Source organism: Aminipila sp. (genome assembly GCF_032051575.1).
Classification (GTDB): domain Bacteria; phylum Bacillota; class Clostridia; order Peptostreptococcales; family Anaerovoracaceae; genus Aminipila.
This window is the reverse complement of the sequence record NZ_DAMBYD010000005.1, coordinates 282,916-295,483: the sequence shown is the minus strand read 5'-3', so window position 1 is coordinate 295,483 and position 12,568 is coordinate 282,916. Positions and strand designations below refer to the sequence as shown.

Annotated in this window: 19 protein-coding genes; all 19 read left to right on the top strand. The window is 33.4% G+C overall.

What is annotated here, in order from left to right:
* Window positions 1-14 precede the first annotated feature (14 nt).
* The 19 genes from RTW14_RS09025 (at window position 15) to RTW14_RS08935 (ending at window position 12,464) form a co-directional block, all read left to right on the top strand.
* Window positions 15-1,205, top strand: coding sequence for a glycoside hydrolase family 3 protein (locus tag RTW14_RS09025; RefSeq protein ID WP_312649718.1), 1,191 nt, complete (start codon window positions 15-17; stop codon window positions 1,203-1,205).
* A 128-nt stretch (window positions 1,206-1,333) separates the two neighbouring features.
* Entirely contained in the window at window positions 1,334-2,005 is a 672-nt protein-coding gene (locus tag RTW14_RS09020) for a hypothetical protein (RefSeq protein WP_312649716.1), read from the top strand.
* A gap of 51 nt (window positions 2,006-2,056) precedes the next feature.
* Window positions 2,057-2,977, top strand: a complete 921-nt coding sequence (locus tag RTW14_RS09015; RefSeq protein ID WP_312649714.1) for an AraC family transcriptional regulator — start codon at window positions 2,057-2,059, stop codon at window positions 2,975-2,977.
* A 17-nt stretch (window positions 2,978-2,994) separates the two neighbouring features.
* Entirely contained in the window at window positions 2,995-3,966 is a 972-nt protein-coding gene (locus tag RTW14_RS09010; RefSeq protein WP_331654424.1) for a serine hydrolase domain-containing protein, read from the top strand.
* A gap of 64 nt (window positions 3,967-4,030) precedes the next feature.
* On the top strand, window positions 4,031-4,663 hold the full coding sequence (locus tag RTW14_RS09005) for a hypothetical protein (RefSeq protein WP_312649695.1): 633 nt from the start codon (window positions 4,031-4,033) through the stop codon (window positions 4,661-4,663).
* Between the two features lie 67 nt (window positions 4,664-4,730).
* A complete protein-coding gene (locus tag RTW14_RS09000) occupies window positions 4,731-5,249 on the top strand; it encodes a GNAT family N-acetyltransferase (RefSeq protein ID WP_312649685.1) in 519 nt (172 codons plus the stop codon).
* Between the two features lie 50 nt (window positions 5,250-5,299).
* Window positions 5,300-5,710, top strand: a complete 411-nt coding sequence (locus RTW14_RS08995; protein ID WP_312649682.1) for an ester cyclase — start codon at window positions 5,300-5,302, stop codon at window positions 5,708-5,710.
* A gap of 43 nt (window positions 5,711-5,753) precedes the next feature.
* Window positions 5,754-6,191, top strand: a complete 438-nt coding sequence (locus RTW14_RS08990; RefSeq protein ID WP_312649680.1) for a hypothetical protein — start codon at window positions 5,754-5,756, stop codon at window positions 6,189-6,191.
* Between the two features lie 71 nt (window positions 6,192-6,262).
* On the top strand, window positions 6,263-6,628 hold the full coding sequence (locus tag RTW14_RS08985) for a hypothetical protein (protein ID WP_312649677.1): 366 nt from the start codon (window positions 6,263-6,265) through the stop codon (window positions 6,626-6,628).
* A 62-nt stretch (window positions 6,629-6,690) separates the two neighbouring features.
* Entirely contained in the window at window positions 6,691-7,032 is a 342-nt protein-coding gene (locus RTW14_RS08980) for an arsenate reductase family protein (protein WP_312649675.1), read from the top strand.
* A 133-nt stretch (window positions 7,033-7,165) separates the two neighbouring features.
* Window positions 7,166-7,570, top strand: a complete 405-nt coding sequence (locus RTW14_RS08975) for an EamA family transporter (RefSeq protein WP_312649673.1) — start codon at window positions 7,166-7,168, stop codon at window positions 7,568-7,570.
* 5 nt (window positions 7,571-7,575) lie between these two features.
* Complete coding sequence (locus tag RTW14_RS08970; protein ID WP_312649671.1) at window positions 7,576-8,001, top strand: EamA family transporter; 426 nt, start codon at window positions 7,576-7,578, stop codon at window positions 7,999-8,001.
* Window positions 8,002-8,119: 118 nt separating this feature from the next.
* The gene (locus RTW14_RS08965) at window positions 8,120-8,575 is read left to right on the top strand and encodes a hypothetical protein (protein ID WP_312649669.1); all 456 of its coding nucleotides are present in this window, start codon (window positions 8,120-8,122) and stop codon (window positions 8,573-8,575) included.
* A 22-nt stretch (window positions 8,576-8,597) separates the two neighbouring features.
* Window positions 8,598-9,746: a GGDEF domain-containing protein gene (locus tag RTW14_RS08960; RefSeq protein WP_312649666.1), complete on the top strand. Its 1,149-nt coding sequence runs from the start codon at window positions 8,598-8,600 to the stop codon at window positions 9,744-9,746.
* Window positions 9,747-9,942: 196 nt separating this feature from the next.
* Entirely contained in the window at window positions 9,943-10,305 is a 363-nt protein-coding gene (locus RTW14_RS08955) for a DUF2089 domain-containing protein (RefSeq protein ID WP_312649664.1), read from the top strand.
* Window positions 10,306-10,327: 22 nt separating this feature from the next.
* Complete coding sequence (locus tag RTW14_RS08950; protein ID WP_312649662.1) at window positions 10,328-10,696, top strand: SHOCT-like domain-containing protein; 369 nt, start codon at window positions 10,328-10,330, stop codon at window positions 10,694-10,696.
* A 21-nt stretch (window positions 10,697-10,717) separates the two neighbouring features.
* On the top strand, window positions 10,718-10,978 hold the full coding sequence (locus RTW14_RS08945) for a hypothetical protein (protein ID WP_312649659.1): 261 nt from the start codon (window positions 10,718-10,720) through the stop codon (window positions 10,976-10,978).
* Between the two features lie 60 nt (window positions 10,979-11,038).
* On the top strand, window positions 11,039-11,914 hold the full coding sequence (locus tag RTW14_RS08940; RefSeq protein WP_312649657.1) for a hypothetical protein: 876 nt from the start codon (window positions 11,039-11,041) through the stop codon (window positions 11,912-11,914).
* A gap of 55 nt (window positions 11,915-11,969) precedes the next feature.
* Window positions 11,970-12,464 (top strand): TspO/MBR family protein, encoded by a 495-nt coding sequence (locus RTW14_RS08935; protein ID WP_312649655.1) that lies wholly within the window; start codon window positions 11,970-11,972, stop codon window positions 12,462-12,464.
* Window positions 12,465-12,568 lie beyond the last annotated feature (104 nt).

Here is a 12,568-nt window from a genome sequence, read left to right as displayed (position 1 = left end):
ATGAGGTTTTAAAAATGAAAAAAATATTTTTTAATTCACTAATACTTGTTATAGTATTAATTCTTACTTCTTGTGGCGTACCAAGTGTGGAAAAGCCAGATTCAACGAATAATACATCAACTGGTAAGAAGTTATCAAAAGCAGAACAATTAATTAAAAGTATGACTTTGGAGGAAAAAATAGGGCAGCTTTTTATTATTCGTCCTGACTCGCTTGATCTTAACCTCACTACAGAGCAAATCAGCAATCCAAAAGCTTACGGTGTAATAGAATTAAATAATCAAATGATTGAATCAATGAAGGCATATCATATAGGTGGTATTGTAATTTTTCAAAAAAATATTTTATCACCTGAACAACTGACGGATTTTATCAATGAAATGAAAAAACAAAGTGAAATTTCATTATTTGTAGGTATTGATGAAGAAGGCGGTCCTGTGTCTAGAATTGCCAATTCAAAGGGATTTGATGTAATCCGGTATGAAAGTATGGAAGCAATAGGATTGACTAAGGATAGTAAAAATGCACGAAATGTTGGACTCACAATTGGTTCTTACTTAAAACAATATGGATTTAATATAGATTTTGCTCCGGTAGCTGATGTTAATACAAATCCTGAAAATATTGTAATTGGAAATCGCTCTTTTGGCAGCAATCCTGCACTTGTGGCAGAAATGGTATCTGAAGAAATTGATGGCTTTCATCAAGCAGGCGTGATGAGCTGCATAAAACACTTTCCTGGACATGGAGATACGAAAGGAGATACTCATAAGGGGGTTGTATCTACAGAAAAGACATGGGAGGAACTAAAACAATGTGAATTAATTCCGTTTATTAACGCTTCCCAAAATACTGATATGATTATGGTTTCTCATATTACAACTCCAAATATAACATCTGATGGGCTTCCATCTTCTTTATCCAATGAAATGATTGAAGGCAAGCTACGAAAAGAGATGAATTATAATGGTGTGGTTATCACCGATTCCATGGCAATGGGCGCTATTACGCAGGAATATACATCTAGTACTAGTGCTATAAAAGCTATTTTAGCGGGAGCGGATATTATCTTAATGCCTGAAAATTTCGTAGAAGCTTATAATGGAATTTATAATGCAGTTAAAGACGGAACTATAAGTGAAAAGCGAATTGATAAAAGTGTATTACGTATTTTATCTTTAAAGGAGAAGTATAAAGGAAAATAAGTGCCTCTATTTTTGTTGTTACTCATTAGGTTATGTGATAATATAAAAGAACAAGCGTTTAAATTTCCACCTTTGTGAACCAAAATCACTGAGTCAGTGATTATAGCAATGATATGAGGAGTATTTCAATGAAATCAAAAATCAATATTTTGTTCTTAATATGCTTATTAAGTATTACACTTAGCGCGTGTTCAACCAACAAAACGGATTCAGCCAAAAGTAGCAAATTTTCTCCCGAAGAAACAAATCCTTTGCCTACAGATACATATAAAGAGGTGCTGCAGAATCAGGCTGGGTTCATCAGCACGGATGATAATCAAGAAGTTTTCCTAAACGACTTTTTAAGTAGGAATTCTAAATATGAAGGCACCTATAAAGTGACACGATTTACTGTATTAGATCTGGACGGAGATCAGATACCGGAAGTGGTCCTTGAATTATCATTGGATTATCCTGAACAATATGAAATTTTATATTGTTGTAATGGCACAGTATATGGCTACAATGTTGTGTACCGGGGTTTTGAGATGCTGAAAGAAGATGGAACGTATAGCTATGCCAACAGCGCTTCAGATGTTGGAGTTGAAAAAATTTCAGGTTTCAAACCAGATTCTGTGGAAAAGGAAACCTTAGGATATGCACAGATGGCTTCCGATGACAGCAATTCAGAAATATCGTATTTCATCCATGACACTTCTGTTAACAAGGAAGCTTTCGATACTTTTTTAAATCAGCAAAATGAGAAAAAGGATATGCAATGGTATGAGTTTTCAGCGGAGAACATAGAAGCAAAAATATAGGATGATTGGGAATTATGGATTATTACGCTTCATGACAATAGAGGGATTATTATGTTAGATAATCATCAGAATGAGTATGTCACTAGGATACATAAAGTTCAAGATTATATCCAAGAGAATTATGGAAAAAATCTGTCTACGGAAGAGTTGGCAGTAGTAGCTGGCTTTTCAAAATATCATTTTAATCGTATTTTTAAAAGTGTGATGCAGGAACCATTGTCGCATTATGTAAACAGAATTCGTATGGAACAGGCGATGTTTATGTTAGCGCATTTGGAAAATAAAAATATTACGGATATTGCGTATGAACTAGGGTTTACGGATTCCGCGATTTTTTCAAGGGCATTTAAAAGTTATTATGGATTAAGTCCGATAGCATATAGAAAAAAATATAGCACGAATTGCAAAGATTCTATTTATATTTCCACTTACAATAAGTCTGACAAGAAGAAAAAATGGGTAATAAATCCGTTTCCTTCAACCGGAGAGATTCGAATCGAGAGTGTAAAAGAATGTCAGGTCATATATGTACGACATACAGGTACATATTGTTCACTGGCTAAGGAGTATGAAAGATTAGTACGGGATCTTTTTCGGGCAGCATCAAAACAGGAGCTTTTGCATCCAGGGAAAAATCAGTTCCTTACTTTGTATCATGATAATCCTGAATTTGGGAAAGAGGAACAGTTTCGAACCAGTCTGTGTATGACTTTCCCAAAGTCCTGTTCTGCGAAGGAAAATGGCATGCTTGGAGTGATGACTATAGATGGTGGACTTTATGCGGTGGGATATTTTGAAATCGTACAGGAGCAATTTGAAGATGCATGGGATTATATGTATCAGAAGTGGCTTTTGACAAGTGGATACGTTCCGAGAAATGCCGCCCCTTTTGAGGTATATCTGAATAATCCCAAAGAGGAGAAAGAACACTTGATTAAAGTAGAAATCTACATGCCGATTGAACCCATTTGAAAAAAATGGAGGAAATTATGATGGACAAAGTAATAGAAATTGAAAAGGTGTTTAAAGAAAAATGTAAAAACACAGGAGCTGTTATAGTGCAGAAAAATGGGGTTCGCGTATATGAGTATTACCAGAATGAATGTACCGAACATAGCCCGTTTCATGTGTTTTCGGTTACAAAGAGTATTCTTTCTATTTTGCTGGGCATAGCCATAGATAAAGGATATATTAAAAGTATTGATCAGCCAATCTTGGATTTTTTCCCTGACTACACAATCAAAAAACGTGAAAAAACAATTCAGCAGATAAAACTGCGGGATATGATGACAATGACAGCACCATTTAAATTTAAGTCTGCACCATATACAAAATACTTTACCAGTGAGGATTGGGTAAAATCATCTCTGGATTTGCTTGGCGGTAAGGGAACGATAGGAGAATTTCGTTATGCTCCTCTCATAGGGCCTGACATCTTTTCAGGAGTTCTGGCAAAAACAACAGGAATATCTGTATTGAATTTTGCCAATAAATACTTATTTAGACCACTGGAGATTGAAGTTCAGAGAGATGTTGTTTTTCATAGTAAGGAAGAGCAGCTGGCATTCTATAAGAGCAGGACTGTAAGAGGATGGGTTGCGGGCCCAACTGGAGTACATACAGGAGGCTGGGGACTTATGCTTACCCCGGATGATATGATTAAGCTGGGACAGCTTTACCTGAATGAGGGGCAGTGGAACGGACAACAAATTGTATCTAAAGAATGGATTCGTGAAAGTACGGAAGAAAAAAGCCGATGGGGCGAATTAAAGTATGGTTTGCTATGGTGGATTATTGATAAAGAGGATCATTCTTTTGCTGCTTTAGGAGATGGCGGAAATGTTATCTACGTTAATCCAAAGCAGAAGACAGTAATTATTATTGCTTCATATTTCAAACCAAGAGTTGAGGATAGAATGAAATTAATTAAAGAGTATATTGAGCCGATTTGGAGTGAATAAATGCATAAACGAAGCGAATAATTAGATATATTATGAAAAAAGAGTATTCGAAAGGAAAAAACAAATGAGGTTCTTATTTATTAGAAGTCTATTTCATGTAATAGAAGATATTGGATTTAAGGATAATGAAATAGAAGCTGCAGAAAAGAAATGGGGCATATTACCTAGTGTACTTAAGGATTACTATAAGCAGCTAGGGAAGCATGAAAGAATTAATAAGTCACAGAATCACCTTTGTGAACCAAAGTCACTGTATGAGTCAGATGATTATGTAATATTTTATATAGAAAACCAGGGGGCAGCAGAGTGGGGGATAAAGAAAGAAGATTTATGTAAGGAAGATCCTCCTGTCTATTGTAGAACGTCAGGGGATGAATATGCATTAGAGACAGATAACCTGACGGATTTCTTCAACGCTATGACATTATTTCAGGCCGCCAGTTGGGGAATGACTTACGCCTGCGAAGATATTTATATGATATCCGAGGAGCAGGCTGAAAAAATTCGAGGAAGGTATAATAAACTTCCTTTTGAATTACATCAATGGTGTGAGATGAGTTTCTATGGGAATAACGAAGATGAAGTGATTATGCTTATGGTAAATGATGACTATGATTTATTGTACGGTTCAGAGGATGCGGAACATTATGAGCAGATTGAAGAATTTATAGAGACTATTGAGAAAGACAAATATTAAGAGTTACTACTATAAATGATTAGTGTTATTTACTTTGTGCTAAATAATTAGATTTGGAGTCATATTAATGAATATTAGATTAGCCAATATGGACGATTGCCGCACGATCTCAAAGATAAACTATGATAACTGGAGGGAAACATATAAGGGCATTTTGTCAGATGAGTTTCTAGATCATTTAGATATTGAACAAATGAGAAATGAGTATGTTGAGTTTTTATCTGATCATAAAAAACAAATACTGGTAGCATTGGATGAAAAGGATGAAATACTGGGTTTTGCTTCATTTGAACCAGATTCAAAAGAGGACAACTGCATATATTTAGCATCATTGCATGTGGATGTTAGAGCCAGGGGAAAAGGCATAGGAACCAGTTTGTTGATAAAAGTTGGTCAATATGGATTAAACAATCACTATAGTAATATGAGTATTTGTATCTTGCAGGGGAATGTGAATGCAAAAAATTTATATGTAAAACTTGGGGCAGAACACTACAAAGACTTTGAAGATAATTTCCATGGGATAAAAACAAAGTCAGAGAAACTTTTTTGGAAGGACTTAACCATATTTAAGAATGATTTCTGATATATCTACCTCAATAGATAATTTATTCATAAAATTGGAGGATTTCTACATTGAATAATAAAGAGATTGTAAAATATTTTTACGAGACAGTTGTGTCAAGCAATTTGCTTGATGAGGTATCCAACTATATTGCGAAAGATTGTACAGTTAAAATTGGTGAGAAGATTATTAGCATTGGAATCGATGGAATGAAACAACATTTGATTGATGTGAAGAAGACATATCCAGATTATACGATGAAAATTACCTGTCAATATTGTGATGGGGATTATGTGATTTCTGAATTTATTATGAAGGGAACACATAGGGGGGAATGGTTAGGCATGAAACCGACTAATAAAGAATTGACCTTTACTGGTGTAGATATAGATAAAATACAAGATGGGAAAATTGTTGAACATGGTGGAGCAGTAAATACGTTTGAAACACTGTTTGAAGCAGGAATAGTTAAGCCCAGTTGATTGGCATACACTTTTTATTATGAATTATATGAGGTGATTTCATATGAATAACTTACAAATTGAAATTCAGATGGAGGACAATTCTATGAATGACAATACTTATTGGAAACAATTAATTACTATGTTTGCGGAGGTTGGTTTAAAATTTGAAATTCACTGTTGGAGAGAAGAATTGGAAGAAATTAAAAATGCATTGAAGTTTGGAAATGAAAAAGCAGATGATTGGGAATTTGGCACAATCATTGAAGGCATTATAGATGACAAATTTATTGACATGCTTCAGCACACAACAAAACCATTAGATACCAAGATATATAATAAAATGACTCCTTTCTTTTCAATATTCTTTGAGAACGGATTTTCATCAGAGCATTATGGGACAGAAGTTCATATTTTATCTGCACCCATTGAAAACACTAATTTTACTGTATTACTAAAACAACTGCGAGAGCATATGATTATTAATGAACACTTCATTTGAACCAGTTAAAAAATGACCGATTATTTATATAATACAGCGAGCAATAAATCAAAAGTTAAGGTGAAAATGTTATGGACAAATATACAAGAGAAGAATTAGAAGAAACTCTAAAAATTCTTTTTTCAGTTATCAGTAGATGTGAAAAAATACAGCCCAAATTTGTGGAGGGTACCTCTCAACACACCCTTCTTAAGAACAGGATAAAAGCATTGTATATTTCGAAATCATTGATAACGGATGAAAATACTATGGAAAAATATATAAAAGAAGAATTAGTAGAAGCGCTGAGTCCTGTATCCTCGATTATCAGTAAATGCGAAAAAGCACAGCAAAAATTTGCGGAAGGTACCTCTAATAATACCCGTTTCAAAAAGATGATAAAAGCCATGTATATTTCAAAAGCATTAATAACAGATGAAATTAGCAAAACAGGTTGAATTCCAATTTGTTGGTAACATTATAGGCATACACAAATTCAGAGGAGAAGGAAAATAAAAAAATGAATATACAAATATATGGGACTACAAAGTGTTTTGAAACCAAAAAGGCACAAAGATATTTTAAAGAGCGTGGTGTAAAGTGCCAGTTCATAGATATGAAGGAAAAGGGCATGAGCAAAGGTGAGTTTAATAGCGTTAAACAAGCAGTTGGCGGGCTTGAACAGTTGATAAATCAAAACTGCAAAGATAAAGATGGATTAGCGCTAATCAAGTATATAGCAGATGAAAATAAAGATGAAAAAGTGTTAGAGAATCAGCATGTACTGTTGACACCAATTGTAAGAAATGGAAAGCAAGCTACGGTTGGATACAAGCCAGAAGTTTGGAAAGAGTGGACATAAGAAAAGTGACTTATTGTGAAATGGAAAAATGATATGCATTACAATTAGAGAAGCTAAAAAATTTAATAATGAACTTGACAAAATTATAGAGAAGAAGGAATGATTTTCAATTTGAATCTAAGGAGTACGTTTTATGAAAATACGAGATTTTATACTCGCAGTAATTGTTATTGTAATATGGGGAGTTAATTTTACAGTTATAAAATTGGGGCTTAGTGAAATACCTCCTATATTATTGGTGTCATTAAGGTATACTTTTGCGTCACTACCTGCAATAATATTTATCAAGCGCCCTGAAACAAGTTGGAAATATATTGTAGCTTATGGAATGACTGTAGGTGTTGGGCAATTTTCCTGTTTATTTTGTGCAGTAAATTTGGGAATGCCAGCGGGTATTTCATCAGTCATTTTACAAGCACAGGCCTTTTTTACAATTTTATTTGCGGCCATCTTATTTAAAGAACAAATAAAAATAAGTCAGTTAATAGGTCTTATGGTGGCGGTGATTGGGCTTTTTTTTGGGGCATTTCCAATATAATAGCAATGCAGGCTTCCAAAGAAGCTATAGCTAGAGGAAAAAAGTTAAATATGTTAAGCCTGGTGGTATGGTCAAGTATTGTACCACCATTGCCGATGCTATTAGTTACATTGATTTTAGATAAACCAGCTACTGTATTGTATGCATTAATTAATTTAAAGGCTTTATCTGTTTTCTCTATCCTATATCTTGCACTAATCTCAACAGTAATTGCATATGGTATTTGGGGTACATTAATTGCGAAATATCCGGCTGGGAAGGTAGCTCCCCTGTCAATTTTAGTTCCCGTAATCGGTTTAATTACAGCTCAGATTGTCCTGGAGGAATACTTGTCAGTGGTACAATGGTTAGGGGCAGCAATTGTCATTCTAGGACTTCTGATATCCAATTTTTTCGGTTACTTAAGAAATTCAAAGATAGATAAAAATTAAAAACTTGAAAAGATAATGAACAGCGATTATAGTAATATAATGGGAATTATTGCACAAAAAAGTGGAATCGGTGACAATCGGGACATTCAGAGTTAACAGGGAGAAAATGACGAAAGATATGAAAAAGAAAAACATTATTCTTATAATATTCGTATTAATATTCTTATGTAGTTCTGGTGGATTGTATTTTTTGCACGTGCATAAGCAAAATCAAAGCAATCCATTTGAAATAGCAGTAAATACCAATGAATTATTAACGGAATCAAAAGAAGATTATAATTCGGTAAAAGTATATCAGCAAAATAATCAACTTATTATAAATGCAAAATCAGAAATGGCCTTTTTTGATGGAGCGCAATTTGTTGTGCAAACACGAAAAAAATTAGATCCGTCTGATGTTGACATTATATGGACCACCTTAGGTGGCGGAACCGAAAAAACAGAAAAAAATGATAGGGTTATAGTAGAAATAAAAATCCAAGAAGATGGAAAAATTATTTTCGATAAAAAAATTAATTTTATGAGAAAAGCATTTGACGCAGTGGAAAATGTATTAGAAAAAAGCAAGAAATAATTTTTGAAAAGGAGAAACTCTTATGTTTTCTTTGCCTTACTTATGCTTCTGCATATATTGCATGCTTCAGTTATGCTTTTTTATTATAATGGATAGCCGATATCGAAATGTTAGTTCCACTCCGGAACGGTACTTCTCTTTGATTTTGATTATTATGATGTTCTCGTTTGTGGCGGATATAATAAGCAGCCTCTATGGTGTTTCTGATTGGATTTTTCCTTTTGCCGCCGCAGGTAATTACTTTGAAATTATTCTCAATACGATGTTGCTCCCTATGTATTATCTTTATGTTTGTACGCAGATTTCAAATTTAGATATGGTACTAAAACAAAGAATATATAAGATCCTCTTGATATTAGCTGTAGCTTGCAGTGCTATAGTAATTTCAACAGCCTTTACTAGACAGGTTTTTTATTTTGATGAAGCTGGAATCTATCATCGAGGCCCTTTATTCTGGATTCCAATGCTTATTCTTTTTGTTATGATGCTCATTATCGAAGGCTTTCTCATTAATCAAAAGTCCAAAATAGAAATGAGATATTATAGGGCGTTGATTCTTTTTCTTATTTTACCATTGTTAGGATGGGGACTACAGTTTTTAATTTATGGACTGCCTTTCTCATTAATCAGTGCAACTTTAGCTGTACAGGTTGTATTTACAAATATTCAAAACCGAACAATGTCTATAGATTATTTAACTGGCGCTTTCAATCGTAAGGAACTAGACAAACATATGCAAAATAAAATTGATGCGGCAACCAGCAATCACTCTTTCTCTGCAATACTGCTTGACATTGACAATTTTAAATCTATTAACGATTGCTTTGGCCATTATGAAGGTGACATTGCCCTTACAGATACGGTTAACATTTTGCGTAATTCAATTCAACACAATGAGTTCATTGCACGATATGGGGGAGATGAATTTTGTTTGATTATTGATGTGGATGATCCTATTGACTTAGAGAGTACTATACAACGTATTAATGATAATCTTTTAGCTTTTAATGAGAATTCAAAAAAGCCATATAAGCTGAGCTTCAGCATGGGTTATGAGGTATACCACCCATCAATCGGGAACTGTTCTGAATTATTTTTACATACCATAGATCAGAAAATGTACGATGAAAAGAAATCTCGCAATGCTACAAATAAATGTTCTGATATTTAAAGGGTTAGAGGAATCTGACCCTTTGCATTTTATAATCCCTGAAACTTTCAAAATAATTTCTTTCTTAAATTAATGATAAAAATTAATAATCAAATTAAAAATATTAATATTAAAACAAAATTAAATAAAATAAATTAATTTTTATATTGAAAATATAAAAATAAGTAGTATAATGCAATTATGGAGAGTGATTTATATGTCGTATAAAATATTAACCAAATGTCCTGTATGTAGTTCCAAACTTACAGTTACAAAATTAACATGTAAAAAGTGTAACACTGTTATTGAAAATGAATTTGAACTTTCTAAGTTTTCTTACCTTACTATGGAACAACTGAATTTTGCAGAAGTTTTCATAAAATGCAGAGGGAATATTAAAGATGTTGAAAAGGAACTTGGAATCTCTTATCCAACAGTTCGAAGCAAAATCGAAGATTTAATTGCTTCACTGGGATATGCGCCGATTAAGGAAAAAACTGATAACAGTTCAGAAGTAATTGATAAGCTTGAAAAAGGAGAAATTACAGCAGAAGAAGCAATTAATTTATTAAAGAAATAGTTTGAAAGGGGAGTTGGATTAAATGAATGATGAAGTTATGAAGGTATTAAAGATGCTGGAAGAGGGAAAAATTGATGCGGAGAAAGCGGAAGAACTTATAGAGGTGTTATATACTCCTAAAGCTAATGTTCCTGCAGTAATGAACTCTGATAAAATGCTAAAGATTAGAGTTGACTCGCAAAATGGAGACAATGTAAATATAAATATACCCGTTAAGTTCATAAGAACTATAGGCGGAGCTATTAAGAGAATACCTAAGGTAGAAGGAATAGAAGGTATGGAGGATATAGACATTCAGGCCATTCTTGAGGCGGTAAGTGATGGTTTAGACGGTAAAATTGTAGATGTGAAAAGTGAAAAAGGGGACAACGTTGAAATTGTTGTTGAGTAACTGCATTGGAGGCAAAGGACGATGAGAATTTATATAAGAGAGAAAAATGGTAAAAGCTTTTTTATTCCTATGCCTTTAAGTATTGCAAGTTTAGGCTGTAGAATAGCTTCCTATGCTATAGAGAAATCTGGAAAGAACCTGAATCAGAAGCAAAGAGATATCATTGACTGCATAGATTTTGATGAACTTGCCAGAAGTATAAAATATCTAAGAGGTTATAGAGGACTGAAATTGGTGGAGGTTAAATCAAAGGATGGTGACGAAGTAACCATAACGCTGTAAACAGGAGTAAAATACCTCATTTAGTAAAATGTCAAGAGTGTAAAAGGAGTAGTTTGATAAATGAAGAGATGTATATTAGTTTTTTCCCTACTGTTTGTAATGGCTCAGTCTGTATTTGTAGTTAACAGCTTTGCAGCAGAAAAAACAGTAAAGGCTTCTTTACCTAGTTTTAGAGTGCAAATTAATGGAACTATTGTAGATAGTAAGACAGCTGAATATCCGTTGTTGGTTTATAAGAATATAACATACATGCCAATGACCTATGATTACTGTAAGTTACTGGGGCTTGAAAGTGAATGGACAAAAACGAAAGGACTCACTGTATCACTTAGAAAGAATGCCACAATTCCAACGATTACAGAACCTAGTGCAAAATGTACTAATCCGTCCTCGGTGGTTGCAAATATTGTAAGCACACCAATCACTATTAATAATACAAAAATAGATAATGTAAAAGAGCCATATCCATTTCTTAGATATGGGGATGTAACATATTTTCCGCTTACGTATAAATTTACAAATAAGGCATTTAACATTTACAGTAATTTTTTGCCTGACAGTGGGCTTGGAGTATATTCGGAAAACAAGTTTTTTTATAAGTATTATCCTAAGAACAGTAAACTTCAAAGTACAGACTTAAGAATAAGTTCAATTCTATATTTAATGACAGCAATCAATATTTCAGATGGAACGGGTGACTATCCGTCAAATAATGTAAAGCAATATCGCTATCAAGGAAACGGCAAGGCACTTTTACCCAATTATAAAGGTATAAAATATTATGGATATTTGTCAAATGGCAAGGGTGGACTTAAAGTAAATATGAAATCAAAATTAAGCTCAGGGTGGCTTCTTCAAACAACTGAAATTGCTAATAGAAAAAATCCTAAACCAATACAAGTAGAATTGCAGTTCGCTGAGTATTATGGTGAATAAGATAGGAGATACAAAAATATAATAGTGGTAAGTTAATAAAAAGGAAGTGGTTAAAATGAAAAAAACATATTTAACTAAAAAAGGCAGCATTTGGGGATTAATAATTGCCATAGTTATACCACTGGCAGTAGGAGCCTTAAGTGCATTCCTAACAAGCGATACTATGGTAAAATTTCAACAGTTGAATAAGCCTGAATTTGCTCCTTCTGGAAGTATATTTCCTATAGTATGGACGTTATTGTATATACTTATGGGAATTGCAAGTTACAGAATTTATTTAAAGGGAACTGAAAACCGAGAGGTGAAAAGCGCACTGTTTTTTTATGTGATTCAGCTAATATTTAACTTCCTTTGGTCGATTATTTTCTTTGGATTAGGTATGAGAGGTTTGGCATTTATATGGCTCATCATCCTTTGGATTTTAATTGCTATTACTACTGTAAAATTTTATAAACTTGATAAGATAGCAGGCTATTTGATGATTCCATATATTCTGTGGGTAAGTTTTGCCGGAGTGTTGAATTACTCAGTATGGATGTTGAATCGTTAATGGCAGAATATCAAATAAGGGCCAGTCTTAAGTGATTGGTTCTTTTTTTAATCATTGTAGAGTGGTACAGTGTTATTATAATATTAGGCGTATGTATTATTAAA

Coding starts and splice junctions, on each gene's coding strand:
- RTW14_RS09025 (WP_312649718.1), top strand. CDS start 15: ATGAAAAAAATATTTTTTAATTCACTAATACTTGTTATAGTATTAATT.
- RTW14_RS09020 (WP_312649716.1), top strand. CDS start 1,334: ATGAAATCAAAAATCAATATTTTGTTCTTAATATGCTTATTAAGTATT.
- RTW14_RS09015 (WP_312649714.1), top strand. CDS start 2,057: ATGTTAGATAATCATCAGAATGAGTATGTCACTAGGATACATAAAGTT.
- RTW14_RS09010 (WP_331654424.1), top strand. CDS start 2,995: ATGATGGACAAAGTAATAGAAATTGAAAAGGTGTTTAAAGAAAAATGT.
- RTW14_RS09005 (WP_312649695.1), top strand. CDS start 4,031: ATGAGGTTCTTATTTATTAGAAGTCTATTTCATGTAATAGAAGATATT.
- RTW14_RS09000 (WP_312649685.1), top strand. CDS start 4,731: ATGAATATTAGATTAGCCAATATGGACGATTGCCGCACGATCTCAAAG.
- RTW14_RS08990 (WP_312649680.1), top strand. CDS start 5,754: ATGAATAACTTACAAATTGAAATTCAGATGGAGGACAATTCTATGAAT.
- RTW14_RS08985 (WP_312649677.1), top strand. CDS start 6,263: ATGGACAAATATACAAGAGAAGAATTAGAAGAAACTCTAAAAATTCTT.
- RTW14_RS08980 (WP_312649675.1), top strand. CDS start 6,691: ATGAATATACAAATATATGGGACTACAAAGTGTTTTGAAACCAAAAAG.
- RTW14_RS08975 (WP_312649673.1), top strand. CDS start 7,166: ATGAAAATACGAGATTTTATACTCGCAGTAATTGTTATTGTAATATGG.
- RTW14_RS08970 (WP_312649671.1), top strand. CDS start 7,576: ATGCAGGCTTCCAAAGAAGCTATAGCTAGAGGAAAAAAGTTAAATATG.
- RTW14_RS08965 (WP_312649669.1), top strand. CDS start 8,120: ATGAAAAAGAAAAACATTATTCTTATAATATTCGTATTAATATTCTTA.
- RTW14_RS08960 (WP_312649666.1), top strand. CDS start 8,598: ATGTTTTCTTTGCCTTACTTATGCTTCTGCATATATTGCATGCTTCAG.
- RTW14_RS08955 (WP_312649664.1), top strand. CDS start 9,943: ATGTCGTATAAAATATTAACCAAATGTCCTGTATGTAGTTCCAAACTT.
- RTW14_RS08950 (WP_312649662.1), top strand. CDS start 10,328: ATGAATGATGAAGTTATGAAGGTATTAAAGATGCTGGAAGAGGGAAAA.
- RTW14_RS08945 (WP_312649659.1), top strand. CDS start 10,718: ATGAGAATTTATATAAGAGAGAAAAATGGTAAAAGCTTTTTTATTCCT.
- RTW14_RS08940 (WP_312649657.1), top strand. CDS start 11,039: ATGAAGAGATGTATATTAGTTTTTTCCCTACTGTTTGTAATGGCTCAG.
- RTW14_RS08935 (WP_312649655.1), top strand. CDS start 11,970: ATGAAAAAAACATATTTAACTAAAAAAGGCAGCATTTGGGGATTAATA.